Source organism: Lacrimispora amygdalina (assembly GCF_900205965.1).
Classification (GTDB): domain Bacteria; phylum Bacillota; class Clostridia; order Lachnospirales; family Lachnospiraceae; genus Lacrimispora; species Lacrimispora amygdalina_A.
In genome coordinates this window covers 37,956-62,155 of sequence record NZ_OAOF01000008.1, presented here as the reverse complement: position 1 = coordinate 62,155, position 24,200 = coordinate 37,956, and the positions used below count along the sequence as shown (strand labels likewise).

Sequence of the window (24,200 nt, the reverse complement as noted above, 5' to 3'; positions counted from 1 at the left end):
ATTATGGAGACTGATTAATTCTGATAATTAATGCAAAAAAGGGAAACACTATCTATCACTGGTCAACCGCAACATAAAAATAAATTTAGGAGAAAAACAATGCAAAAAGAATACTTATTGGAATCCAATGAAGTCCTAAACCAGCTTGAGACATCTCCTCAGGGGCTCACCCAGGCCCAGGCCAAAGAACGGCTGGGCAAATACGGGTTAAATAAATTAAAAGAAGGGAAGCAGACAAGTCTCTTCAAAAAATTCTTAAAAGAACTTTCTAATTTTATGACAATTGTTCTGATTGCCGCCGCAGTCATCTCCGGAGCTGCCTCTTTTTACGCAGGAGAAAGCATGATTGATACCATTATAATCCTGCTTGTCGTCATTATTAACGCCATTCTGGGTGTTTATCAGGAGTCAAAAGCCGAATCTGCCATAGCATCCTTACAGGAAATGACGGCTGCCACATCAAAAGTCATTCGAAATGATAAACTTGAAATCATCCGCTCAGAACTGCTGGTACCTGGTGACATCATCGTCCTGGAGGCAGGCGATTCAGTTCCCGCTGATTCCAGAGTTTTAGAGAGTGCCAGCTTAAAAGCAGAAGAAGCCGCACTGACAGGTGAATCGGTCTCTGTCTCTAAAATCAGTGATGTGATAAATGCTGAAAAGGGAGAGGTTGGGCTGGCAGACAGAAAGAACATGATTTATACCGGCTCTACAATCGTTTACGGCCGTGGGAAAGCCGTAGTCTGTCACACAGGAATGGAAACTGAGATCGGCCATATTGCAGATGCCCTTAACACGGCGAAAGACGAGGAAACACCTCTCCAGATCAAATTAAACCAGCTCTCCAAGGTGCTGTCCATCATGGTTCTTGTGATTTGTACCTTAATGTTCGCTGTAAATATTATAAGAATCACAGCTTCAGGAAACAGCATCCGGATGGAGGAACTGATTGACACCTTTATGATTGCTGTTTCTCTGGCAGTAGCCGCCATTCCGGAAGGACTGGCAGCGGTGGTTACCATACTGCTGTCCATCGGAGTAACAAAGATGTCACGCAAGCACGCAATTGTAAGAAAACTGACAGCCGTAGAAACGTTAGGCTGCACTCAGATTATCTGTTCTGACAAGACCGGAACCTTAACCCAGAATAAGATGACCGTAGTGGAACACTCTTCTTTTGATGATAACCTTCTAATGACTGCCATGGCACTCTGTTCTGATGCCGTGCTTGACCCGGAAAGCCATCAGGCAGTAGGAGAACCTACAGAATGCGCACTGGTAAATGATGCAAATAAATATAACCTGTCAAAAACTGATCTGGCCAAAGATTATGAGCGAATTGGTGAAGCACCGTTTGATTCCGTTCGGAAAATGATGTCTACCGTTCACAAAAAGAAAGACGGCACCATAATCCAGTTCACAAAGGGCGCACCTGACGAAGTCCTGAAACGCTGCAGCAAGGCATATATGAAAGGCAGCATTGTAAACATGACCGACGACATCCGTCAGGATATTATACAGGCCAACAAAGCCATGGCTGACCGGGCACTTCGCGTATTATGCGCTTCTATGCGGGAATGGCAGGATATACCTTCCTTCACTCCTGAAGCTCTGGAAAATGACCTGATCTACCTGGGGCTATCCGGTATGATCGATCCGGTCCGTCCGGAAGTAAAAGCAGCCATTAAAGAATGCCAGAGTGCCAGTATCCGGCCGATTATGATCACCGGGGACCATAAGGCCACTGCTGTCGCCATCGCGAAGGAACTGGGCATTCTCGAAAATGAAAGCATGGCTATCACAGGCGGAGAACTGGAAAAATTATCAGATGAGGAGCTGGAAAAACGGATTACGGGCCTTTCCGTCTATGCCAGAGTACAGCCCGAGCATAAAGTCCGCATTGTGAAAACATGGAAAAAGCTTTCAAAAGTAACCGCCATGACCGGAGACGGCGTTAACGACGCTCCCGCCATCAAGGAAGCGGATATTGGTGTGGGAATGGGTATCACTGGAACTGATGTTACAAAAGACGTTGCAGATATGGTACTGGCTGACGATAATTTTGCCACCATTGTTGCCGCAGTAGCCGAAGGCCGAAGAATCTATGATAATATAAGAAAAGCAATCCAGTTTCTGCTTTCCTCCAACCTGGCAGAAGTAATCGCCGTATTTGCCGCCAGCCTCATGGGCTTTACCATCTTAAAGCCGGTTCATTTACTGTGGATCAATCTGATTACCGATTCCTTTCCCGCTATCGGACTTGGCATGGAAGCAGAAGAGGACGATATTATGAAACGGGCGCCACGAGACCCGAAAGACAGCATTTTTGCAGACGGCGTAGGTGTTGAAATCGCTTTCCAGGGATTTGTGATCGCATTCCTGACTATGGCAGCGTATTTTATCGGACACTACTTAGAAAGCGGAGTGTGGGAAATTGCGAAAAGTGCAGACGGCATGACAATGGCTTTTCTTACCCTGTCACTGCTTGAGATGTTTCATTCCTTTAACATGCGTTCCAGAAATAATTCCATCTTTTCTTTGAAAACGAAAAATGGATTTTTAAATACTTCCCTGTTACTGTCTTTTGTTTTAACAACTTCTGTTATTTACATTCCATTTTTAAGGAGAGCATTCTCTTTCGAGCATATCTCCCTTATGGAATATACAGCAGCCGTACTGATCTCCGTTTTAATTGTACCGATTATGGAAATTGAAAAACGGTTTAAACGCAAATAATCACGGGCTGCCGGATTTGTCCTGTTCTATCTGCAAGGGCTGAATCCGGCGGCCCGTTTTTTACTCACCTGGATATTCAAATACCTATGTATCCTTCTATAGGAATATCTGATTCTCCTTCTTGCTCATACCTGCATGAAAGAATATAGTCCGAAAAACGGATAGCCGCAGACCAGCTGTTCTGGCCTTTTGGGGACAGACCCTCACACAGGCATAACAGCGAAGACACTTATTTTCACTGATTTCCAAAGTTTCGGAGTTAATAGCGCCCACCGGACATTTTCGGACGCAGGCTCCGCAATTATTGCAGGCAGTCCTGTTATTTATCCGTGGCTGCCTGACCAGAAGCCGTGTACCCGAATCCGGAAGTTTTGTTATAAATCCCGGCAATGTACATTTAGGTATTTCAGGGCACTTAGAGTCACCAGTATCTAATTTTTTCTGAATATCTTCGGCGAAGGTCCGGGCCTCCCGTATATCTGATTCATCCGGTCTTCCATAAGCGACAGGAGCTTCTCTGGATGCATAGGTATGCTGACCAATGAATGCCCCTGCAGCAATTAATCTGAAATGGTTCGTCTCTGCAAGGCGTTTCCATTGCTCCAAACTGATACCAAATCCTATGTTCCCATAAACTGAGATTGCTGCAAGGTATGTTCCATTGCCATGAATATTCTTTAAATAATCATACAGAAAATGAGGAATTCTTTCCCCGTAAACAGGAATCGCTGCAATCACTAAATCGCAATCTATTTCAATGGCGTCTTTTCGTTTCTCCGGCAGAGTTATATCAGTAAAATGCACTTCACCTCTTAACCCTTTTGAAATTGCTGTGACAATTGCTTTTGTTGTACCTGTTGCAGAAAAATATATAATTTCGGTTTTCATAATTTGTAATCCGTTTCCAGCCAGCTTTTCCTGACTTGTTCCTTAAATTCTCCTATACACATCATTCAGTAACTATTTTTATCACCTTCATTCAGCCCCTTTTTAAACATTTATTTTCTCAAAATTATCATTCCATGTAAACTATATCCTAACAGACTTTTATCTTCGCACGTTTTTAAATGAAACTGGTACCACCGATTGAAATCATCATCACAAGCCGTATTAAGCTTACCGGAAAGTAAGTAGTTTATCCCGTCAGCTGCGAAGTGGGTAACTATCCGGGCATGAAAAGCCAAAGCCATTTCCTCCATTTGCAAAGGAGTCATATACAAGAATAGTCCATCTGAGGTTTTGTTTTTAAACCACTTCTCCGCCTCATCCATATTTTGTAACTTATCATCCAGGCCAGCAATTACACCGGCCATTGCATTGATATAAGAAACCGCCAGCAATCCACCCGGCTTTAATACACGGAGACATTCTTTCATTATGCTGGGTCTTATTTCATTATCAACATGGTAAAATGCCCCCATACACAAAACAGCATAAAAGCTTTCACTCTTAAACCGCGAAAGATCCAGCATGCTTCCTACATAGATATCATTTAATACAGGATTACTTTTTTGCTTCTCCCTGATAATATCGACATTTTCATGCACTATATCTCCGGCAGTCACCTTATAACCCATCTCAGCTAATGGAAATGCATAATTCCCAGTTCCGGCACAGCCATCCAATACAAAGGAACCTTTTTTTATCCATTTCGTTAGATAATGCATACTGGTCAGCCATTCAATCTTATGACTGTTATTCCGAAACAACCTGCCTTCTTCATCATATACTTTGTAATAATCTATTATATCCTGGTTCATCAGCCGCCCCCTGATCTGATCTTTCCTGTCATTGTGTGACTTTAAGATAGTAACATATCTTATCGTTCTTTTCCCGCTGTTTTTGCCATGTGTTTTCAATTGGAGACACAATAAAAGTTTCGTTTTTATTCATTATTAAAGCCTCACTAATACACTATATCACTGGAGGTTTCTACTTGAAGCTGAAACCAAATGTGGTTGCACCTGTATAGCAGTGGTTTATTAAAAGACTGCTATACTAAAAACGGTCAGACAGATTTGAATTTATCTGTCTGACCATCCCATTTTTTATCCCTATATTTAGGCAACAATTAAACTTGAGTTTTGTTTTTAATTGAAGCCAGTAATAATGCTAAATCGTCAGCAGTATCTGTATCATAAAGTTGTGTGTTATAGGAAGGGGATACGGTTTGATGCAAATTATACTTTGTATCCCCATATCCTCTTCTTTCAAGAATATCATGAATTCGGCTAATCCCCTCATTAAGGGTTTGTGTTACACCCCTTGTTGAATTAATGACTTTGTCTATTTCAGCATAAATATCGGAAGCGTTCATATCAATTTTCCAGTTTCCGCTGCTTTCAGTAAATTTATTTTCACCAAATACTGTATTAACTGTCCGATTAAAAAAATCACTCTTATATAAATCCCACTTATTTATTTTCTTTAATCCTTCCTCTAAGTATTTTTCGCGAGATTTTTGTGTTTTGGCTAATAGATTGTTAATATCATTACTGGTGACACCCTCCGGCAGACTCGCCTTCCCATCTGCCATATCCTGATAGGACTGAATTTGTTTATCAAAAGTAATAAGCTGTTCCTTAAAAGAACTAAGTGCTTCTTCCTGATCACTGGACAGATTAGAAAGAAATTTAAGACTCGCAGAATAATATTCCAGAACCTCTGGAGGAAATTCTTCTAAAGCCCCGGTATATTGTGTTTTTGCGTAAGTGTCTAAATCTATTTCCTTTATATTTGATTTAAATTCAAAATCGCAATTAATTTGCTTCCTTTCAGCAGCTTTATTAGCTACTTCATTTAATACATTACCTTTTAAAGGTATTGGTAACCCAAATTTTCTACTAAATGGATTCTGTTTATTTAATTGAAAAAAATTTGAACTTTGTGAGATATTCATTCTGTTAAACTCTCCCTTCTATTTACCGGTAATACCATTCTCCCTCAACATACATTAAATTACCTACCATTGGAATTTTTGTGTAGCCTGCTAAGCATGTCACTTCTTCTGAATAGGTGCTTCCTCCCGCTGTCACATTTATTACTGTTGAATAAAGATAGTTAGTTCCCGACGATGAAAAACGAATATACTGCGTTTCCTGACCAGAATAATCTCCTAGATACTCATAATTTAAATTTCCATCACTCACATATCCCGCATCAGTCCAAAATTTAAGTAAAGTTGGCTTATAAGAGAAATAACCATCTTTATCTGATAAGACTGTTTGATTTATTCCACGACCTGCCGTTAATCGCATTGTGATTTTTACGCTTGTATTAGCTATGGGTTTGCCTGATGCTGTAAGTAGCCTACCAGTAACTTCAAAATTTCCATCTGATACTATCTTATCAGGTAATGAGGCTGGAAATTTGTGGGAACCAAAATGTTCAAATAAATAATCAGCCCCGGTTTGGCTTGCATCTATAGATACACCACGGGCTTGGAAATTGTCGACCCACCAGGCCGATTGACTGCTGGGTTCTGTAATACCTTTGATCTGAATATTAGCCATTGATGAACTCTCTACTTCAACCGTAAAAATAGTCCAGTCTGACCATGCATTATGGGTATCACTTACTCTAAACCATATTACGTAATTACCAATTTCATTAAACGATAGAACACAATTTGTTTGATTAAGTTGTTTAACATAATCAACTAATGAAGTAGTAACTCCATCCTTAACCACCATTCCTCCTATGCTGGCTATTTGATCACCGCTGTCACTATCGCTTGAGCCATCCCAGGAAATCATTAGAAGCTGATTTGGTATTAGTTTATTAGTAGAATAATTGATTTTACCTATCGGTCTAGTATTTCCATCAGCGGGTTCTATGCTAAACACATATTTTGCAATATTAGACCACGCCCCTTTGGAATCTTGCACTTGAAATGTAAGTTGGTATTGTGCAGCTGTTTTAAATTGAGTCGCAAATCCAATGTTTCCAGTAACAGTACCTATAATATCGGTATTAGAGATACCACCAACTTGCATATCTGCAATACTATCTCCATCAGGATCATAAGTAAAATTTTGTCCGTTATATGACCATAACCATGCAATTTGAGTTTGGGTCGTGAGTTTTCCATTAATCATGGATTCCGGGTTTAGAACAACCATTTTTAATTCAGCAATAGGCGATTGATTTTCTTGGGACTGAATACCTGAAAGTAATTTTGAATCTTGAATAATACTTTTTTCTACATTACTATCAGAAAATTTTATGTCATTCTCAACCTTAATCTCTTTTATTTGTTGTTGAACTTTATTAATACTAAAAGGTGGATATATTTCGTCCTTTGCTATTTCTGCCGCAAATACAGTTAAACAAGCGGTCGACACTAAAAATATACTCATACATAAAGTTATACAATTAATAATTAACTTTTTACCCCCCATTTCTATTTATGACAGTGGCATCCTTACAAAATTCAAAAATATAGTATAGAAAAATATTGGATTAAAAAAGCCCACTGGTTTAATATTTTATTACTTTTAGTATAACGCAAAACATATATTTTTCAACTAACACGCCAATTTTATACACGTTAAGTGCCATAATTGACACTTTGGTAATCAGCTAAGCAAATTTGTAAGGTCAATAGAATTCCGAGTTTCCCGTTTTGTAATCGAGTTTCACATTTTGAACTCGACCTTCAATTTTTGGTTAAATGTATTTTTAAGTACAACTTTTTCTGTTTTTTAGGATGTTAGTAGTTCAAATTTTGGAAAGTTACTCTTTCACAAATTTTATAATACTTATATGATGTCTGCCTGCCACAGGAGGTATTTTATTATGGATGATAAAAATAACCAATACAAACATCTTACCCTTCAGGATCGATACGATATTAAAGAAGGCTTAAACTGCAACTATTCTTTTTCACGCATTGCAGATATGCTTAGAAGGGACAGAACCACTATTTCTAAAGAAGTTTTCAAACGTAGAGTCGGAAACTCTCTACGTAATTCTCCTACTAATGATCGCACAAAGTTCAATGTCCCAAACAACATCTATGCGCTTATTGTCCTCTTGACAAGTGATGTTCTATCTGTCGCAAAACCGATTGTCGTTCTCTATACCCTGACTATTTCTCTGATTCTTGTCGTTATACAACAAAGTCTCCTTTCGTTTGTAATGGTTGCAGTATGGTTTATGAATGTTCCAAGCCTCACTTTTATTACAGAGCTAATTCTGCACATACAGCTTATCTTGGCTCTTTAAAAAAATCCAGAGAAGGCATCGGATTTTCCAGACAGGAATTGTATGAACTTGACTGTCTGATCACTCCACTGATCAAACAAGGACTGTAACTTCATGCTGATATTTTTATTGGAGGAATGCACACAGTTATGCGTTCAGGAAGTTTTTGATAGGCTAGAAGAAGGATTAGGACTTGAACTCTTTCGTCGCCTATTCGGAATCATCATCACAGATAATGGCTCCGAGTTTAAAAATCCTGTGGCATTGGAGACTAGTCTGGATGGTTCGTTACGGACAAAGATTTTTTTCTGCGATCCTCTTGCTTCCTGGCAGAAAGGAAAACTGGAGAAAAATCATGAATATATCCGCAAAATTATACCTAAGGGTATTTCTCTGACCGTTTATACGCCACAGGACATCATTTTAATGACTAACCATATAAACAGTACAGCAAGAGCCAGTTTTAATGGTCGTATCCCATTTGAACTGGCTCAGTTGCTTCTTGATTCAAAGCTGCTTGAATTATTACAGCTACATGTAATTGAATCCGATAAATATTATTCCATGAAAAACAAACTTCGGCATGTGGATTTTACTTTTGCAAGTATTTTTCAGATGTCTGGATATCTTGCGCAAAAATATCACTTTATTATAGTTTGTTCCGTTATTATAATCACTTTTCCTTAAATTTAAAACACTTATTTCTTCAAGAAAAGTAGTTATTTCTTCAAATCTTTCAACTCTTATTAAGAGGGACTCTGGGTTTTCATTCAAGCATAAAAAATAGCAAAAAAGTCCCCACAATAGGCTGCCGGACCAATTACTCCCTTATTATAAAAAATAAGTGTAAATGTTTAAGCACTAATGGTATGCTTTAACAATTACACTTTTATGGTACTAAAAACCACTACTTGGTCAGAACTAATAATCTATGATAGATCATAAACAATTATCAAACTAAATGTTATTTCTTCCTAAGTTTAAGGAAAGTATCATAAATATCCAAAATTCCATAACCCCATTGCGTATTGGGGTATTGAATTTCATAACTTCTATAAACCCCATCTATTAGAAACTGTTTTACGTCGATACCCGTCATAAAAGGGTATTCTTTTCGAATGATACCCCACTCTAAAATCATCGCAGCAACACCTGTGGTTTCTGCCGCAGCCAGGCTCGTTCCTGAATAAAATGTCTCTCCAAATGTTGTTGGACAATATATAGAAACCCCGGGAGCAGCTAAATCTGGTTTTACTATGTTATTACGTGTGTAACCTCTGCCAGCAAAGATATAAATACTATTATTACGATGATCATATGCAGTGACAGTAATCGGAAGTTGAGCATCACTTGGTGATGTTAAAGTAGTTTCGGGAGTTTTTTCCTCGAATTCGGTAAATTCACTTGAACTGCTTATTTGGGTGGATTCTTTTAAAAAACCACTCATTGGAATCCAGACATGAAAACCAGAAGACATATAATCTCCAGTAGCAGAAACATCAATTGACCATCGACCAGGTGCAGGATTATCAAAACATATAAGTATAAGAGGATCGCCTGTATGTGGTTCTACATTATAATATTCAATAATTACAGTTGTATTTTCAAAATAAAATTTTTTCACCACTCTATCAATACCTGCTGGTATTATATCAAGTCTATCACCAGTTGGAGAGCTTATGCCAACAAAATAATGAGCGGGTGATTTTCCCCAAATTTCAATGCTGAAATTTTTTTCATTTTCTCCAATCCTTAAAAATACTGATTTTTTATACTCTGTAATTGCTTCATTCTTTTCAGCAAAAGCATAAGTGTGCCCAGGGTCATGAATGGTTTTAATAACCTTTCGTTAACCGGTAAGATATACGGGATAATCTTGGGTAAATAGGCCCTGTGTCAATAGTTGGGACGTGGTTCGGTTTCAACCCGCCCCATTACTGACACTCAATAAGAATTTACTTCGTAATATAAGGCATCAATCAATCTCAAATTTTCGATTCTCCGTACTAAAAAAAGACCCCACACTCTCATGTGAAGTCTTTCTATATCACGAAGCTCTCTCCCCAGCCGGTAAACCGCCCGGAAAAATCATCCCGATTTGAGTAAATTTTGAGTAAAACTCCCTTACCCAGCTGGCAAACCCTTATAAAATAAGGATTTACTCCATAGTGTAAGGCATAAGAGCGATATGTCTAGCTCTCTTGATAGCAACAGTCAGTGCTCTCTGATGCTTTGCACAGTTGCCAGTGATACGTCTGGGAAGAATTTTTCCTCTTTCAGACACGTATCTTTTTAATTTATTTACATCTTTATAATCGATAACGCCGTTCTTCTCGCCGCAGAATACGCAGACTTTTTTTCTTCTACGCATGCCGCCTCTTCTCATCTTAGCGCCATCAGCTTTATCATTCCTGTTAAATGCCATTGGTATACCTCCTGTTAGATTTAGTTGAATGGAAGTCCTTCGTCTTCGACTCCATCCGGAATATTCATAAACCCATCGCCGATTGCACTGGAGGGAGCAGGTCTGGAGGTTGGCTGATAGCCGCCGCCTTCACCTGATCCGCTGCCCTTGCTGTCTGCGAATTCCTGATCTTCTACAACAATATCGGTTGTATATACTTTAACGCCGTCTTTATTCGTATAACTTCCAGTCTGGATCCTTCCGGAAATCAGTACTCTCATACCCTGACGGAAATACTTCTCAGCAAACTCACCTGCTCTGTCAAATGCGACGCAGTTGATGAAATCAGCCGTCTGTTCATTGCCGTCCTGACTTCTGCGGCTTCTGCGATCAACTGCAAGGGTATACCTTGCGATGGCCATAGCACGCTCGCCCTGGGAATATCTTACTTCTGGATCACGGGTCAATCTGCCCATAAGGATTACTCTGTTCATACGATCACGCTTTCTTTATCTATTATGCTTCTTGTTTCACGCATAAGTATCTGATAACCGGCTCCATAATACGAACGTTTTCTTCTAATTCGTTCGGTGTTGTGGACGCGCCATCAAATTTGATGAAGTAGTAGAATCCTTCTTTCATTTTCTGAATTTCGTAAGCTAATCTCTTCTTACCCCATTCATCAACGCCAGTTACAGTGCCGCCGAAACGAGTAATGTAACCATTAATTTTTTCCATGGCAGCTGCTCTCTCTTCATCTTCGAGCTTTGCGTTCAGAACAACGGTTAATTCATATTTGTTCATGCTTGTTTACCTCCTTGTGGTCTCTGGCCCCTGCTTTCAGTTTCAGGAGCAAGGATTAATATATGTCACGGTACAATATTATACCGGAAACTTTTGATAAAAGCAAGTCCTTTTCCCACTTTCATTACTTTTTTCTTATCATATGGACGTTTTATGACTTTGGCTGTCCATCTTTTCCCTTAAGTCCCCTGGTATTCTTCTCTACCAGCTTCCTGGAAACCATTATCTGATGACCGCAGCCCATGCATTTTAAACGAAAATCTGCTCCGACACGCAGAATTTCCCATTCCTGGCTTCCGCATGGATGCTGCTTTTTTAATTTTACAACATCTCCAACTTCATAGATCATACATACACCTGTCCTATCCGTTCAGTTTTACCATTTCATAAACAGCTATTTTAATATAATATCGATTTCCTTCAGCTCCTGTTCAGTAAATGACAGATTCTTTAAGCAGGCGGTATTATCCTCCAGCTGCTTTACGCTGCTGGCTCCTATTAAAACTGAAGTGACTGCAGGTTCCCGAAGAACCCAGGAGAGAGCCATCTGCGCCAGTGTCTGACCTCTGTTTACAGCCAGTTCATGGAGCTTTCTGATCTGCTCAAGCCTTTCTTCCGTCAGATAACGGCCGCCTATGGTAGTTCCCTTTCTGGCTGCTCTGGAATCCGCCGGAATGCCATTTAGATAACGGTTCGTCAAAGCGCCCTGTGCAAGCGGACTGTAGCAGATGCAGCCCGTTCCCTGTTCCAGTAAAGCATTAAACAGGCCTTCCTCTGCGCCCCGTTCCAGCATGTTGTATCTTGGCTGGTCAATGAGGCATGGTACTCCCATGTCCCGTAACAAGGAAATCGCTTTTACGGCTTCCTGCTCACCGTAATTGGATATTCCTGCATAAAGAGCCTTTCCCTGCTTCACAATGTCAGCCAGCGCTCCCATGGTCTCCTCAAGAGGAGTCTCCGGATCTGGCCGGTGATGGTAGAAGATATCAACGTATTCCAGTCCCATTCGGTTTAAGCTCTGATCCAGACTGGACATGAGATATTTCCTGGAACCCCAGTTACCGTAGGGTCCCGGCCACATATCATATCCGGCTTTTGTGGAAATAATCAGTTCATCCCTATATGGAAACAGATCACTCTTTAAAATCTTCCCAAAGTTCTCCTCTGCTTTTCCAGGTGCCGGAGATCCATAATTGTTGGCCAGGTCAAAATGGGTAATTCCCATGTCAAATGCTTTCAGAAGAATCTCTCTTTGCTCTGATAACGGTTTCTCCAGCCCAAAATTCTGCCATAACCCAAGAGAAACCATGGGAAGCATGATTCCGCTTCTTCCGCAACGCTTATATTTCATAGTGCTATATCTGTCTTCTGCTGCCTGATACATCGTTTTACTCTCCTTCTTCTCCTGAACCGCTCTTTAAATGTCAACTGCCCGGGAAAGTACTTCCCCGATGCTGCCGCTGATCACCAGATCCGCTTTGTCATCCATAGGAGTAACGGTTTTATTAATAAGCACCATTCTTTTGCCCCTGTAATAATCAATCAGTCCGGCGGCGGGATAGACCGTCAGTGAAGTTCCGCCTACAATGAGCATATCCGCCTGGGAGATTGAAGCCACCGAGCGACTGATCACATCTTCATCAAGGCCCTCTTCATACAGCACTACATCAGGCTTGATAATCCCTTTGCAGCTGCATCTGGGGACTCCATCTTCCCCCATGGAAGAAAGCATCTCCTCCAATGTAAAAAACTTCATACATCTGGTGCAATGATTTCTCCTGACCGATCCATGAAGCTCCAGTACATTCTTACTACCGGCGGCCTGGTGCAGTCCGTCAATATTCTGAGTTACAACCGCCTTTAATTTTCCCATCTCCTCCAGCTTAGCCAGCGCTAAATGAGCCGCATTGGGCTTTGCTTCGGGATACAGCATCTTATTTTTGTAAAAGCGGAAAAACTCTCCGGGATTGGAACGGTAAAAGCTGTGGCTGATGATGGTCTCCGGAGGAAACTGATACTCCTGATGATAGAGCCCGTCCACACCCCTGAAATCAGGAATATTGCTTTCTGTAGATACGCCTGCTCCGCCGAAAAATACTATATTCCGGCTCTCACTGATCCAGTCCTTTAACAGACTTTGTTCATTCATCTTCTTAACCCTCCAATATGCAGGGCGGATTCAGCTGAATCCGCCCCAAACTGATTTCCGACAAAGAAAAATCAGGTTATTTCATCAAAATATACACCTTCTAAAGGTCTGATCCGGTCAACCATCGATTGACGGTTTTCCGGCACCTCCGGCATTCCATATCCGAAAAGCCAGGAAGTCAGTTCACTGATTCCCATGAACAGATGAGGTTTTATTTTATTATTCTCGGATACCGGCGTCATAACAGAACCGTCTTTCTTAAGCTTCCAGAGAAATACACCGCTATTCTGCCGTATAAACTCATCCTTTACTTCGATAAACAGCTCCATCTCGCTGACAGGGCAGTCTTCTTTCAGCCGGATCACTTTTACAAACTGCTCCAGATGAATGATGCGGCCCATAACAGCAGGTCTTAAATTGCCCACTTCCTTCACATAATCATCAAGAACAATGAGCTCTCTCTGCGTTTGTGCAAGTTCTCCGTAATAAGCCCAGACGCCTGCAAGCCGCTCCCTCTCATCTCTGGTAAACAAAAAGAGCATATCTCCTCTGTCACTTCTTACCTCTCTGCATAAATTCCGGTAATACTCCTCATCTCTGTGAGCATATACCTCATACTTCTTTTCCAGCTGACGGCCTACAAATCTGGCGGCCTCTCTGCTGTCATCCGACCGTTCCATAAACGCACGGCGGCTTAACTGGGTCCTGCCTTTTTCATTCAGCACACGTTCCGGCAGATCGCAGATATAGGTAAAATCAAAGGGATGGTAGATAGCAGGATTAGCCGGAACCAGAAAGGAAAATTCCATCCGTTCCATATACATATCCAAAAAGCACCGGTTTAACAGCCTTCTCATATAGCCCTGGTGCCTGAATGCCGGATCCGTAGCAACTCCAGCGATATAATCCACCTTCCATATGCGGTCTTTTACCACCACATCATAAGGATTCCGATGGAGCATTGCAGCTAAATGATCTGCGCTCCACGCGGTTAATATCTTATTCTTCCGGACTCTGTCCGAATAATAATAATCCAGAAAGCTCTTGGAATCTTCAGAAAAAACGTTTTCCCACAATGCCCGGCTTTCACTTTTTTCTTCCTGCTTCAAATACCGTACCATAGTTAGAAACCCTTCTGTACTACCGCGTATTTTCTTGCAAAATCAATTGGATAATAGGACATCTTCGCTCTTCTTAAGCCTTCCATGCCTACATCGTCTTCCCGGTTCACCAGTAGTAACTCTTCCGGATATGCATGTGTGATAAACTGCTGGTTAATAAACTGGTAAAGACCTTTTACATTGGGATCAGCCTTTTCGATATGAATGACTGCCATTTTTTCAAATGGGTTGTAGCTTCCTATGGTGAAGGCCTTTAATACACCGTCTATAAATACGCCTGCCATTCTTACATTTAAAAAGGCGCAGTTCTTTAAGATACTGTGAATTCCCATGACCTCGTAGTCCAGCTGACGGACAAATTCCGCTGCCTCAACCTTATTCTCCCACCATTCATTTAAGAACTCCACTACACTGTCCCTGTCTGAGCAGCACAGCGTCCGGTATTCGTATCTTCCGTCATATTCCTTTAAAAAGGAATTCAGATGATTCTTTTTTTTGTGAAGCTTTTTCCCGGATAATGTCCTTAATGCTTCGGCACTATAAAGATAATCCTTTAAATCCTCTACTTCTTTCACCTCAAACTGATCGGGATCCAGATTTAAATACTGAACAGCCGCTTCATCCGCCAGGGAGATGCGAAGGGGCTTGTTTAACTCTTTATTAAAATATTCCACCATTTCGTTAAAATAATAAGGAAGATCTTCTTCCCTGCACATCGGCATGGCTGTAAATGGCTGGCCATCCTTTTCCATTAAAAACTGCAGCGCCTTGTTATCGCTGATTGCGTATTTCACATGATAGTACTCTCTCCAGATAAAACAATCCAGATACACACTATCACAGGTCTTATTTGCCCGCAAGGCGTAAAATGGAGTTATCTTTTCAACATCGATCGCCTCGATCGGCTTAAATTGTAAACTCATAATTGTTCCCTTCTATATTTTATCACTAGCTTTTCTTAATAAAATCAGCATTACACTTGGGACAATGAATTTTTATCTTTCCTTTTCCTCTTGGTATCCTGATTTTCTGTCCGCAGCCGGGGCACTTATATATATGAAACTTTACCGCCTGCTGCAGCCGGAAACGCCATCTGCGGAAAGCTTCCGCAACAGAATAGCAAAGCCGCTCAAACTTTTGATTTTCTTCAAAACGTCTCCTGATATTTCTTGAAAACATACGGTAATAGCTTACCGCAAGGACTGCTGCCGCTATGAAATCCAACCATGGACCCCTTATAAACAGACCAGCTATAAATAATACAAATGCTGCTGCCGTTAAAAACCGTCCCAGCTTATCGACGCCATATCTTCCGGTCATAAATCTTATAAACTGATCTTTCATTTGATTCATGCTTTGTTATCGCCCCTTTTCTTTGCCTTAACTATAATAACCTATCCAGCCAAAGTCAATGTTATGAGCACATATTTCATAATCTTTTCAGAATTAATCCCTGGATTTATCCCGGTACTGCTTCGGCGTCAAACCATAGCGTTCTTTAAACAGCCGATGAAAATAACTGCTGTTTTCATATCCAATTTCCTGGATAATCTCTTCCACAGGTTTGCAGGATGCGGTCAGACAATTGGCTGCCCTGCAAAGCCGGATGAGCTGCAGGCATTCAGTAAACGTCATCTGATAATACCGCTTAAACAGTCGGCTTACATAATAGGTGGGCTGCATGACCGTTAAGCAGAATTCCTCCAGTGTCGCCGTGGAATAGTTATTCTCCAGATACTGGTGCGCAGTTAATGCAATCTGCTCTTCATACCGGACCGTATCGTAGGATTTTACCTGATCTGCGTCATGAAGCAGCTCCATGACCAGCATGGACATCGTCACCTGATTAATCTCCTGCCTGCACTTTTTTCCCACCATCAAAGACCAGATCATATTCTCCAGAAGATTCCTGGCCGGAAGAATATCCTGCAGCCTAAAATGCAGATAATCCGCTACCGAATGATTTCCTAATACAGCACCTGCAATAAAATGTCTTAAGATACTTCCATCCTCTGTGATTAACGAAGGATGGGAAAAGAACTCCGGCATGAGAAAAAAATGAACTGCGATGTCATCTTCGCCGGCTGGTTCTATGGCATGGCTGGTTCCCTGCCTTAAAAGAAGGAGATCATAGGTCTCCAGCTTAATTCGTCTGGTTTTATTAATCACCTGGGTTGTGGTACCGTTGTACATATAAACCAGCTCCACATAATTATGACTGTGGTCCGGAATTGCTATATGAGGCGGCTGACAGTAAAGGCTCATCAGTCTTCCCGGTTCAATGAGCTTATCCTTGTCTACCACATTGCTTCCCGGTTCTTTTAAATAGTATGACACAATTGAAGATGCATCTTTGATAATACCGTTTTTTTCTTCCGATGTATTCCTTAAAAATTTCAGAAGTTTTTCATCCATATTTACCTCCAAACGGCAGACTCACATGACCTTCCCCCATTTATTATATCACCTTTTCCATATTGTTTGCAAGAAAAGACGGTTTTTATACAAAATTGGACATAGTTTATTTGTAAAATGAATTTTATAATCTAGTGATGTATTCATATTTATACAATTATCACAAAACGCAAGAGGTGGGACATATGAAAAGATATCCAATACGTTTAACAAACATTGAAGAAGCAACTGCATTCGTAAAAACAGTAAATAAATTTGAATGTGATATGGACATTTGCAGAGGCAGTATTATCATAGATGCCAAATCCTTTCTGGGTATCATGACCATCTGTTCCGACACCGATCTGGAACTGATTATTTACAACAACCACCATGACGAAGTTCTGGAATCCATATCCGCATTTCTGGTAGATCAAAAAACTGCGTGATTAATACATACTAATAAAAAGAGGCCGCGAAACCGAATCTTAATTGATTGGTTTAACAGCCTCATATTTATTTTATTGATTATTTAACTGAAATTCCTCTACCAGTTCTTTTAACACATTTGCCATATCAGACAACTCTTTGCTGGCTGCGGCACTTTCCTCCGCAGTTGCGGAATTCGTCTGTACCACTGCTGAAATCTGATCAATCCCTACCGTAACCTGGCGGATCGCTTCCGATTGTCTTACGGAGGCTTGTGAGATCCGCTCAATCATTCCGGAGACGGAACGGGTTCCCGCTACTGCTGTTGATAAGGACTCTGCCGCCTCCTTCACCAGGCTGGAACCATTCATGACCGACTGAATGGAACCCTCAATCAGGTGTGTGGTATTCTGCGCTGCTTCTGAACTTTTAGAAGCTAAGTTGCGGACTTCATCTGCTACAACAGCAAAGCCTTTTCCCGCTTCTCCTGCCCGGGCCGCTTCTACAGCCGCATTCAGCGCCAGGATATTGGTCTGGAAGGCGATATCCTCAATGGTCTTTATAATCTTGCTGATCTCCGCGGAATTTTCACTGATTTCCTCCATGGCATTAACCAGTGCCTCCATATGCCTGCTGCTGATTTCCAGTTCATTGGCTGCATTAACCGCCTGCTCATTTGCACTGGTGGAATCCTGTGCATTCTTTTCAATGTTATGTGAGATATCATTGATGGTAGCTGCCAGTTCCTCAACAGCGCTGGCCTGCTCCGTCGCGCCCTGGGCAAGAGCCTGTGCGCTGCCGGATATATTCTGCGATCCATAAGCCACCTGTTCTGACGCAGATACGATCCGTTCCATCGTCGCGGTTAAAGTTGTACGGATCTTAAGCAGGGCACTCTTTACCTTTTCAAAATTCCCTTTGTAATCATATTCCAGCTGGAAGGCAAGATTTCTGTCTGCAATCTGATTGAGAACAGAAGTAATCTCATCGATATAGTTTACGTAATCTTTCAGCTGCAATACGGTATTTCCCAAAGAAGAAGCAACCATACCGATTTCATCATTGTCAAAGTTTTCCATGGCGAGATCCAGCTTGCCTTTAGCAATCTGTTCTGCAACATGAGACAGTTTTCTAAGCGGTTTTGTCATGCCCTTGGAAATCAGAAAAATTAATAATACCAATAACGCTGAACCCAGAAAAAAGACTGCTGTAATTGTAGTGGTCACAGCCGTACGGGAAGCAAGCGCTTCCGATTTTGGAATACTGGAAAGTACAAGCCAGCCGGAGTCCCCCACCCGGTTTACAGCTCCAAAATACGATTCCTGATTCATGGTGTACTTATAGTTTCCTGCTGCCTGTGTGGTTATGGCCTGTTTAATATTTTCTGACATATCCACTTCCGCCACATTCTTCTGAATCATGTCATTATTCGGATGATATACAATTTGTCCGCCCTCTGTAGCCAGAACTACAAAGCCGTCTGTTCCGATCCGGTAATTGCCCATGATCGTAACAAGCTGGGACAGTTTAATGTCCAGTCCCATTACACCCAGTGGTTTTCCTGTACTGCCATCAAAAACACCGCAGACAGCACTGACAATCACCTGTCCTGTGCTTGCATCCGCATACGGTTCTGTCAGTATCGGGTGATCCAGCTCCATGGCGCGGTACCAGGGCCTGCTTGAGATATCCCAGCCGTCTTCGGATGTGAAGTTATCCGATTGTGTAACCTGACTGAGATCCAGATCTGCAATCCATGCAGCAAGAATATTATCCTTATCCGTTGCCTGCAGCTTATCCAGGGTTTTCTTGATTTCCGGATACCCCTCACTATCCGGAAGCCGAACTTTCCCAGTGGCATTCTTTAGATATGTCTCCACCTGTTCACTCGCTGCGGCACTCTTCATCTCCGCCAGATAAAAAGTCAGAAATGAGTCCACCTGATTTGCTGCCGCTAAGGATGCCGAATTAAGATTTTCCATAGACTGGCGTTCCATACTGTTACCCACCTGCGTGGTAATCAGAAATCCTGATAAGATTAAAATGATTATAACTGGCATGGAAATCCCGAAGAGCAGCTTTGTAAATATGCGTTTTTTTCTCTTGTTCATCATAGACATCCTTTCTCCCCATAATTATCCTTAATATAGCATGGAGATTTCTGGATAGCAACTGCAAAGAATATCAATTAATAAAACAAAGAATTTACTTAATATTCGAAAGAAATGAAAGCGGGGTCGTTTGAAACCCACTAAACACCCCGCTTTTTTTTATAATGTCTGCATTGGAAAATATAAATCCATAATATTTTTCAGTTTTTCTTTATCCGATTCTTTTAACGGAACCAGAGGCAGCCTGTACTTTTCCTCACACAATCCCAGTATGGATAAGGCAGCTTTTACCGGAACAGGGTTCACATCCATAAACATGGCATTCATAATCCGCAGCAGTTCCAGCTGCATATCCCTGCTTTTCTTGATCTCTCCCTTAAAAAACAGCTCACACATGGTATGCATCTCATAAGGCATGATATTTGCCAGAACGGAAATCACACCCTTTCCTCCAAGAGACATAACCGGTACCGTCTGATCATCATTTCCGGAATACAGGTCCAGCCGGTCCCCGCAGAGAGCTGCAGTTTTTGCAATGTGGGAGATATTTCCTCCAGCCTCCTTTACGGCCCTGATGTTGGGATGTTCTGAAAGCTTTAAATAAGTTTCCGGTTCAATATTAACTCCTGTACGCGTGGGGACGTTGTATAAGATCACCGGTATATCAACGCGGTCCGCTATGGTATTAAAATGCTCCACCAGTCCGTGCTGGGATGTCTTATTATAGTACGGTGTAACCAGCAAAAGCGCCGATGCACCCAATGATTGTGCCTTTCTGGAAAGCTGGATGGAACAGGACGTTGAATTGCTTCCTGTTCCCATAATAACCGGAACCCTGTGATTTACATAATGTATCACAAATTCCAGCAGTTCCAGCTTTTCCTTTTCCTGCAGAGTCGAGGATTCACCTGTTGTTCCGTTTACTAAAATCGCATCTGTACCATTTTCCAGCTGAAATTTCAGCAGCCGTTCCATTGCTGTAAGGTCCAGACTGCCTTGTTTATCCATGGGGGTAACAATGGCTGCAGCAGAGCCTTTAAAAATCCCATTATTCATAGACACTCATTCCTAAAAAATAGGTTCATACTAACACAAATATGACAAACATTCCGGGTTGGTACCATACACAAAACATTTTTTTCAATCATATAAACCAGTATAAGGAGTGATGACCGTATGTATAAATTTCTTCTATTAGGCGGCGACTCAAGACAGCTTTATTTAAGCCGCATTTTATCTGAAAACGGCTTTTTTAATGTTCTTCATTCCGGCGGAGACGATCCGGACTTCTCTCTGAAGGAAGCCATGGAAAACTGCAATATTATTCTCTGCCCTATACCATTTACCAGGGATAAAATCAGCCTGTCTTCTGAGCATGTTATAAGTGACCTTGGAATTGGCGATCTCTTAAGCCATCTCACCTCTAATCATATCCTGTTTGGAGGTGGCATTCCGTCTTACGTAAAAGAATATGCCAGAAAAAATGAAATTGGCTGCTTTGACTATATGGATATGGAAGATGTCACCATAAAAAACACCATTGCAACTGCAGAAGGCGCAATTGCTGAGGCGATTCGGTTAAGCCCAGGATGTCTCCATCAAAGCAAATGCCTGATTACAGGCTTTGGAAGATGTGCCAGGACACTGGCGCTGAAACTAAAGGGGCTTGATTTAACAATTACCATTGCGGGAAGAAAAGCAAACCAGCTGGCTCTCGCTTCAGCCATGGGTTTTCAGACTGTTTTGCTTCGTGATTTAGAAAAGGAAATTGGAAAATATGACTATATCTTCAATACCATACCCGCGCTGGTTATCCCTGAAGAACTGGTTTCTTTAACAGCGCGGACAGCAACCATTATTGATATTGCTTCCGCCCCTGGCGGTGTGGACTTTGATGCCTGCAGTCAGCAGGGAATCCGTGCAAAACTTTGTCTCGGTCTCCCTGGAATCTATGCTCCCGAAACCTCGGCGAAAATTCTGTATGAAGCGATTCTCACCTGTTTATCTGAAACTGTTTAGGCAAAGGAGTATTTTATGAAACTGGAAGGAAAGAAAGTAGGCCTGGCGATTACCGGGTCCTTTTGTACTTTTGACAAAATAGAAGAAGAAATAAAAGTCCTTGCGGATGAAGGTGCAGATATCTATCCTATTTTTTCTTCCAACGTCCAAACCACTGATTCCCGGTTTGGCAGCACAAAAGAATTTATTGACCGGATTACGAAGATCGCCGGTAACCAGCCCATACTGCGGCTGGAAGAAGCAGAACCCATTGGTCCCAAAGGATATCTGGATATCCTTCTTATTGCTCCCTGCACAGGCAACACACTTGCAAAGCTGGCCAATGGAATTACCGACACTCCGGTCCTTATGGCTGCAAAAGCTCATTTAAGAAATGAAAAGCCTCTTGTTATCTCCCTTTCCACCAATGATGCACTTGGTATGAATTTTAAAAATATCGGTACTCTTTACAATGTGAAAAATATTTATTTTGTTCCCTTTGGCCAGGATAATCCGGTTAAAAAACCAAATTCCATGATTGCCCGCACAGATATGATCTGTAAGACACTGGAATATGCGCTGGAGGGGAAACAGATTCAGCCGGTAATTATTTAAAAAACAACTAAAATATACCCTAATAGTAAGACACAGAAAAAGATTCTGTGTTAAACTATTAGGGTAATCATCAGATTTTATTTTTACTCACTTCATAGTGATATTTTATCTTTCCTGCAATAGCCGAGAGTAAAACAACTATCATAGTCATTGCTATTAATGAAATATAATTTACATAAGAGAGAAAAGTTAAAATCACATTTACTAATACAATCAGTAAAAAAATAAATTTTATTTTTTTAGTCAGGTACTTACTTTCTAAAATATCTATTTGTCTGTTTATAGTTGGAACTGGTGCAATCATCAGCAGCAACTGCATTAAATAATAGGCTAAAAATTATTTTTTTCCAATAGTTATCCTTAAAAGCAAGTGAAGCAACTAATATAGTCATTAATATCGAGATTATAATGTTAATAGTTTGAGGTAAAATAATTAATTTGTTTATAGACAACTGCCATACTCCAAATATTAAATTCGATATTAAGACTTTATTTCTATTTGTATTAATTACCAGAAATATTTCCAGGTATGCATTAAGCAAATATACCGAAAATACAGCAAGCGCTATATTTATAGTCAATTGATATAATTGGTTAATTAACATCTAAATCATCTCCAATCATACAATATTCTTCACTGACTATTTTCCTTCTATCTTCGCTTATAGAAATAATCTGTCCATTATCCATGATTATTCGATCATATGCCAGACCTTCAATATGCCTGTAATTAACCAGAAAAGACTGATGCACTCTTAGGAAATTTATTTTCTCCTTTGTTATCATTTTTTCTATCTCATTCATTTTTTCATACATTATATAATAACCATTTTGGGTTATTATTCTTACTTTTCGCTTTTGACTCTCGAAATACAAAATATCTTTTACAGGAATTTTCCAGTTTATTCTTTGATATCGAAATTTGAAATAATAATTGTTTGTTTCAATTTCTTCACATGCTTCAAAAAAACATTTCTTAAGAATTTCATTATCAATAGGCTTTGTGAGAAAGCGAAAAGGCCTCATATCAAAAGACTGCTTCATATAGATCTCGTGACTGGTAACATATACAATCAGAACATTTTTATCAATTTTTCTAATTCTCTTAGCAGCTGATAATCCATCTTCTACTTTCATTTCTATATCCATAAAAATTAAATCATACTTTTCTCCCTTCGTAACATAATCAGCTAATTCTTGTCCATCTTCGAATATCTCAGTTTCAATATTCTTCCATTCATTTTTAGATATTACATGCAAAAAAGTATCCAACTGACCTGAGAATAAATTGTCATCATCACAAATTGCGATATTAATCATGTTAGCCCCCCTAAAATAAACAACTGATTAGATATAGCAATTACATTTTAACATTTTTTTTATAAAAATAACATAATTAATAAAAAATAGCGAATATTTATCATCAGTAACCTTTTATATTTTTATAAGTACATTCATATCTAATTTAATTCTCTTGAAAATATTCGTTTCTGAGTTTACACTAAAAATGAAAATTATAATATTAGGGGGACTAAATATGAACTATAATATTTTAGTAATTGATGATGATAAAGAATTGTGTTCTTTAATCAGGCAGAGTGTTGCAAAAGAAAATATAACTGCTGATTACTGCTACTCAGGCCTTGAGGGACTGGCTTTTCTTGAAAAAATGGAGTATCAGCTTATAATCCTGGATGTAATGATACCTGGAATGGATGGATTTCAGATTCTTGAGAAAATAAGACAGATAAGCAGCATTCCGGTTCTCATGCTGACGTCTAAAAACGACAACGCATCAAAAATCTTCGGTCTCCGTTCCGGTGCTGATGACTATTTAACAAAACCTTTTAATATGGAGGAATTAATAGCCCGAATCATTTCACTGATCCGCAGATACACCCGTTTTAATAGCACGGGCGACACATCACAGCCGCTTAGCTATAAAGGATTAATTATTGATATTGACAACCGAAGTGTGACTACAAAAAATGGCACATTGGAATTACCGCCTAAAGAGTTTGATATTTTACTTTATTGTGCAAAAAACCAGGGGAAAATATTAACCAAACAGCAGATATACGAAGAGGTCTGGGGTGAAGATTATGTATACGATGACAGCAATATTATGGCCATTATCAGCCGTCTCCGAAAAAAAATAGAACCAGATTCAGGATCGCCAATGTATATTCAGACGGTAAAAGGAATTGGTTACCGTTTTAACAGGGAGGTATAAA

General features: G+C 40.4%; 26 protein-coding genes. 7 read left to right on the top strand and 19 right to left on the bottom strand.

Going from position 1 to position 24,200, the window contains the following annotated elements:
• The first annotated feature begins 99 nt into the window (after positions 1-99).
• Positions 100-2,736 (top strand): cation-translocating P-type ATPase, encoded by a 2,637-nt coding sequence (locus CRO04_RS12495; protein WP_097004583.1) that lies wholly within the window; start codon positions 100-102, stop codon positions 2,734-2,736.
• Between the two features lie 96 nt (positions 2,737-2,832).
• Here CRO04_RS12495 and CRO04_RS12490 read toward each other — a convergent pair whose 3' ends face one another.
• The 4 genes from CRO04_RS12490 to CRO04_RS12475 form a co-directional block, all read right to left on the bottom strand.
• Positions 2,833-3,624, bottom strand: a complete 792-nt coding sequence (locus tag CRO04_RS12490) for an EFR1 family ferrodoxin (protein ID WP_097004582.1) — start codon at positions 3,622-3,624, stop codon at positions 2,833-2,835.
• 110 nt (positions 3,625-3,734) lie between these two features.
• A complete protein-coding gene (locus tag CRO04_RS12485) occupies positions 3,735-4,496 on the bottom strand; it encodes a class I SAM-dependent methyltransferase (protein WP_097004581.1) in 762 nt (253 codons plus the stop codon).
• Between the two features lie 311 nt (positions 4,497-4,807).
• Positions 4,808-5,635, bottom strand: coding sequence for a hypothetical protein (locus CRO04_RS12480; protein ID WP_097004580.1), 828 nt, complete (start codon positions 5,633-5,635; stop codon positions 4,808-4,810).
• Positions 5,636-5,657: 22 nt separating this feature from the next.
• The gene (locus CRO04_RS12475) at positions 5,658-7,079 is read right to left on the bottom strand and encodes a carboxypeptidase-like regulatory domain-containing protein (protein WP_166432549.1); all 1,422 of its coding nucleotides are present in this window, start codon (positions 7,077-7,079) and stop codon (positions 5,658-5,660) included.
• Positions 7,080-7,533: 454 nt separating this feature from the next.
• On the opposite strand from CRO04_RS12475, the gene CRO04_RS26850 reads away from it, so the two are divergent.
• Positions 7,534-7,962 (top strand): helix-turn-helix domain-containing protein, encoded by a 429-nt coding sequence (locus tag CRO04_RS26850; protein ID WP_242974465.1) that lies wholly within the window; start codon positions 7,534-7,536, stop codon positions 7,960-7,962.
• Positions 7,963-8,055: 93 nt separating this feature from the next.
• Positions 8,056-8,628 (top strand): hypothetical protein, encoded by a 573-nt coding sequence (locus CRO04_RS26845; protein ID WP_242974464.1) that lies wholly within the window; start codon positions 8,056-8,058, stop codon positions 8,626-8,628.
• A gap of 277 nt (positions 8,629-8,905) precedes the next feature.
• On the opposite strand, the gene CRO04_RS12465 is transcribed toward CRO04_RS26845, so the two are convergent.
• The 11 genes from CRO04_RS12465 to CRO04_RS12415 form a co-directional block, all read right to left on the bottom strand.
• Entirely contained in the window at positions 8,906-9,568 is a 663-nt protein-coding gene (locus CRO04_RS12465) for a S8 family serine peptidase (RefSeq protein ID WP_097004578.1), read from the bottom strand.
• A 531-nt stretch (positions 9,569-10,099) separates the two neighbouring features.
• A complete protein-coding gene (gene rpsR, locus CRO04_RS12460) occupies positions 10,100-10,366 on the bottom strand; it encodes a 30S ribosomal protein S18 (protein WP_097004577.1) in 267 nt (88 codons plus the stop codon).
• A gap of 20 nt (positions 10,367-10,386) precedes the next feature.
• Positions 10,387-10,839 (bottom strand): single-stranded DNA-binding protein, encoded by a 453-nt coding sequence (locus CRO04_RS12455; RefSeq protein ID WP_097004576.1) that lies wholly within the window; start codon positions 10,837-10,839, stop codon positions 10,387-10,389.
• A gap of 22 nt (positions 10,840-10,861) precedes the next feature.
• A complete protein-coding gene (gene rpsF / locus CRO04_RS12450; RefSeq protein WP_097004575.1) occupies positions 10,862-11,149 on the bottom strand; it encodes a 30S ribosomal protein S6 in 288 nt (95 codons plus the stop codon).
• A 151-nt stretch (positions 11,150-11,300) separates the two neighbouring features.
• Entirely contained in the window at positions 11,301-11,498 is a 198-nt protein-coding gene (locus tag CRO04_RS12445) for a DUF951 domain-containing protein (protein ID WP_097004574.1), read from the bottom strand.
• 45 nt (positions 11,499-11,543) lie between these two features.
• Positions 11,544-12,533, bottom strand: a complete 990-nt coding sequence (gene mgrA / locus CRO04_RS12440; RefSeq protein WP_097004573.1) for an L-glyceraldehyde 3-phosphate reductase — start codon at positions 12,531-12,533, stop codon at positions 11,544-11,546.
• Between the two features lie 33 nt (positions 12,534-12,566).
• The gene (locus tag CRO04_RS12435; RefSeq protein WP_097004572.1) at positions 12,567-13,298 is read right to left on the bottom strand and encodes an NAD-dependent protein deacylase; all 732 of its coding nucleotides are present in this window, start codon (positions 13,296-13,298) and stop codon (positions 12,567-12,569) included.
• A gap of 71 nt (positions 13,299-13,369) precedes the next feature.
• Positions 13,370-14,419, bottom strand: a complete 1,050-nt coding sequence (locus tag CRO04_RS12430; protein WP_097004571.1) for a GNAT family N-acetyltransferase — start codon at positions 14,417-14,419, stop codon at positions 13,370-13,372.
• A 2-nt stretch (positions 14,420-14,421) separates the two neighbouring features.
• Entirely contained in the window at positions 14,422-15,342 is a 921-nt protein-coding gene (locus tag CRO04_RS12425) for a DUF2156 domain-containing protein (protein WP_097004570.1), read from the bottom strand.
• 25 nt (positions 15,343-15,367) lie between these two features.
• Positions 15,368-15,772, bottom strand: coding sequence for a hypothetical protein (locus CRO04_RS12420; RefSeq protein WP_097004569.1), 405 nt, complete (start codon positions 15,770-15,772; stop codon positions 15,368-15,370).
• A gap of 93 nt (positions 15,773-15,865) precedes the next feature.
• Positions 15,866-16,834, bottom strand: coding sequence for an AraC family transcriptional regulator (locus CRO04_RS12415; RefSeq protein ID WP_097004568.1), 969 nt, complete (start codon positions 16,832-16,834; stop codon positions 15,866-15,868).
• 185 nt (positions 16,835-17,019) lie between these two features.
• On the opposite strand from CRO04_RS12415, the gene CRO04_RS12410 reads away from it, so the two are divergent.
• Positions 17,020-17,262: an HPr family phosphocarrier protein gene (locus CRO04_RS12410; RefSeq protein WP_166432548.1), complete on the top strand. Its 243-nt coding sequence runs from the start codon at positions 17,020-17,022 to the stop codon at positions 17,260-17,262.
• Positions 17,263-17,334: 72 nt separating this feature from the next.
• Here the strand turns inward: CRO04_RS12410 and CRO04_RS12405 are convergent, their stop codons facing one another.
• Both CRO04_RS12405 and dapA read right to left on the bottom strand, forming a co-directional pair.
• Positions 17,335-19,356: a methyl-accepting chemotaxis protein gene (locus tag CRO04_RS12405; RefSeq protein WP_166432547.1), complete on the bottom strand. Its 2,022-nt coding sequence runs from the start codon at positions 19,354-19,356 to the stop codon at positions 17,335-17,337.
• A gap of 156 nt (positions 19,357-19,512) precedes the next feature.
• Positions 19,513-20,409 carry a 4-hydroxy-tetrahydrodipicolinate synthase gene (gene dapA, locus CRO04_RS12400; protein ID WP_097004565.1) on the bottom strand — a complete coding sequence of 299 codons (897 nt, stop codon included), beginning with the start codon at positions 20,407-20,409 and terminating at the stop codon, positions 19,513-19,515.
• Positions 20,410-20,529: 120 nt separating this feature from the next.
• Here dapA and dpsA point away from each other — a divergent pair, with 120 nt between their 5' ends.
• Together dpsA and CRO04_RS12390 are read left to right on the top strand one after the other, a co-directional pair.
• Positions 20,530-21,372, top strand: coding sequence for a dipicolinate synthase subunit DpsA (gene dpsA / locus CRO04_RS12395; protein WP_097004564.1), 843 nt, complete (start codon positions 20,530-20,532; stop codon positions 21,370-21,372).
• 15 nt (positions 21,373-21,387) lie between these two features.
• Complete coding sequence (locus tag CRO04_RS12390) at positions 21,388-21,966, top strand: dipicolinate synthase subunit B (protein WP_097004563.1); 579 nt, start codon at positions 21,388-21,390, stop codon at positions 21,964-21,966.
• Positions 21,967-22,036: 70 nt separating this feature from the next.
• Here the strand turns inward: CRO04_RS12390 and CRO04_RS25995 are convergent, their stop codons facing one another.
• Both CRO04_RS25995 and CRO04_RS12380 read right to left on the bottom strand, forming a co-directional pair.
• Positions 22,037-22,285, bottom strand: coding sequence for an accessory gene regulator B family protein (locus CRO04_RS25995; RefSeq protein ID WP_141400979.1), 249 nt, complete (start codon positions 22,283-22,285; stop codon positions 22,037-22,039).
• Positions 22,286-22,560: 275 nt separating this feature from the next.
• Complete coding sequence (locus CRO04_RS12380) at positions 22,561-23,286, bottom strand: LytR/AlgR family response regulator transcription factor (protein ID WP_097004561.1); 726 nt, start codon at positions 23,284-23,286, stop codon at positions 22,561-22,563.
• 217 nt (positions 23,287-23,503) lie between these two features.
• Between CRO04_RS12380 and CRO04_RS12375 the strand changes: the two genes are divergently transcribed.
• Entirely contained in the window at positions 23,504-24,199 is a 696-nt protein-coding gene (locus CRO04_RS12375) for a response regulator transcription factor (protein WP_097004560.1), read from the top strand.
• Position 24,200 lies beyond the last annotated feature (1 nt).

Excerpts from the sequence above, each read along its gene's own strand:
- CRO04_RS12380 (WP_097004561.1), bottom strand. The coding sequence starts at position 23,286 with ATGATTAATATCGCAATTTGTGATGATGACAATTTATTCTCAGGTCAG.
- CRO04_RS26845 (WP_242974464.1), top strand. The coding sequence starts at position 8,056 with ATGCTGATATTTTTATTGGAGGAATGCACACAGTTATGCGTTCAGGAA.
- CRO04_RS12390 (WP_097004563.1), top strand. The coding sequence starts at position 21,388 with ATGAAACTGGAAGGAAAGAAAGTAGGCCTGGCGATTACCGGGTCCTTT.
- CRO04_RS12455 (WP_097004576.1), bottom strand. The coding sequence starts at position 10,839 with ATGAACAGAGTAATCCTTATGGGCAGATTGACCCGTGATCCAGAAGTA.
- dapA (WP_097004565.1), bottom strand. The coding sequence starts at position 20,409 with ATGAATAATGGGATTTTTAAAGGCTCTGCTGCAGCCATTGTTACCCCC.
- mgrA (WP_097004573.1), bottom strand. The coding sequence starts at position 12,533 with ATGTATCAGGCAGCAGAAGACAGATATAGCACTATGAAATATAAGCGT.
- CRO04_RS12490 (WP_097004582.1), bottom strand. The coding sequence starts at position 3,624 with ATGAAAACCGAAATTATATATTTTTCTGCAACAGGTACAACAAAAGCA.
- CRO04_RS12405 (WP_166432547.1), bottom strand. The coding sequence starts at position 19,356 with ATGATGAACAAGAGAAAAAAACGCATATTTACAAAGCTGCTCTTCGGG.
- CRO04_RS12375 (WP_097004560.1), top strand. The coding sequence starts at position 23,504 with ATGAACTATAATATTTTAGTAATTGATGATGATAAAGAATTGTGTTCT.
- rpsF (WP_097004575.1), bottom strand. The coding sequence starts at position 11,149 with ATGAACAAATATGAATTAACCGTTGTTCTGAACGCAAAGCTCGAAGAT.
- CRO04_RS26850 (WP_242974465.1), top strand. The coding sequence starts at position 7,534 with ATGGATGATAAAAATAACCAATACAAACATCTTACCCTTCAGGATCGA.
- CRO04_RS12425 (WP_097004570.1), bottom strand. The coding sequence starts at position 15,342 with ATGAGTTTACAATTTAAGCCGATCGAGGCGATCGATGTTGAAAAGATA.
- CRO04_RS12415 (WP_097004568.1), bottom strand. The coding sequence starts at position 16,834 with ATGGATGAAAAACTTCTGAAATTTTTAAGGAATACATCGGAAGAAAAA.
- CRO04_RS25995 (WP_141400979.1), bottom strand. The coding sequence starts at position 22,285 with ATGCAGTTGCTGCTGATGATTGCACCAGTTCCAACTATAAACAGACAA.
- CRO04_RS12445 (WP_097004574.1), bottom strand. The coding sequence starts at position 11,498 with ATGATCTATGAAGTTGGAGATGTTGTAAAATTAAAAAAGCAGCATCCA.
- CRO04_RS12420 (WP_097004569.1), bottom strand. The coding sequence starts at position 15,772 with ATGAATCAAATGAAAGATCAGTTTATAAGATTTATGACCGGAAGATAT.
- CRO04_RS12480 (WP_097004580.1), bottom strand. The coding sequence starts at position 5,635 with ATGAATATCTCACAAAGTTCAAATTTTTTTCAATTAAATAAACAGAAT.
- CRO04_RS12410 (WP_166432548.1), top strand. The coding sequence starts at position 17,020 with ATGAAAAGATATCCAATACGTTTAACAAACATTGAAGAAGCAACTGCA.
- CRO04_RS12485 (WP_097004581.1), bottom strand. The coding sequence starts at position 4,496 with ATGAACCAGGATATAATAGATTATTACAAAGTATATGATGAAGAAGGC.
- dpsA (WP_097004564.1), top strand. The coding sequence starts at position 20,530 with ATGTATAAATTTCTTCTATTAGGCGGCGACTCAAGACAGCTTTATTTA.
- CRO04_RS12495 (WP_097004583.1), top strand. The coding sequence starts at position 100 with ATGCAAAAAGAATACTTATTGGAATCCAATGAAGTCCTAAACCAGCTT.
- CRO04_RS12430 (WP_097004571.1), bottom strand. The coding sequence starts at position 14,419 with ATGGTACGGTATTTGAAGCAGGAAGAAAAAAGTGAAAGCCGGGCATTG.
- rpsR (WP_097004577.1), bottom strand. The coding sequence starts at position 10,366 with ATGGCATTTAACAGGAATGATAAAGCTGATGGCGCTAAGATGAGAAGA.
- CRO04_RS12435 (WP_097004572.1), bottom strand. The coding sequence starts at position 13,298 with ATGAATGAACAAAGTCTGTTAAAGGACTGGATCAGTGAGAGCCGGAAT.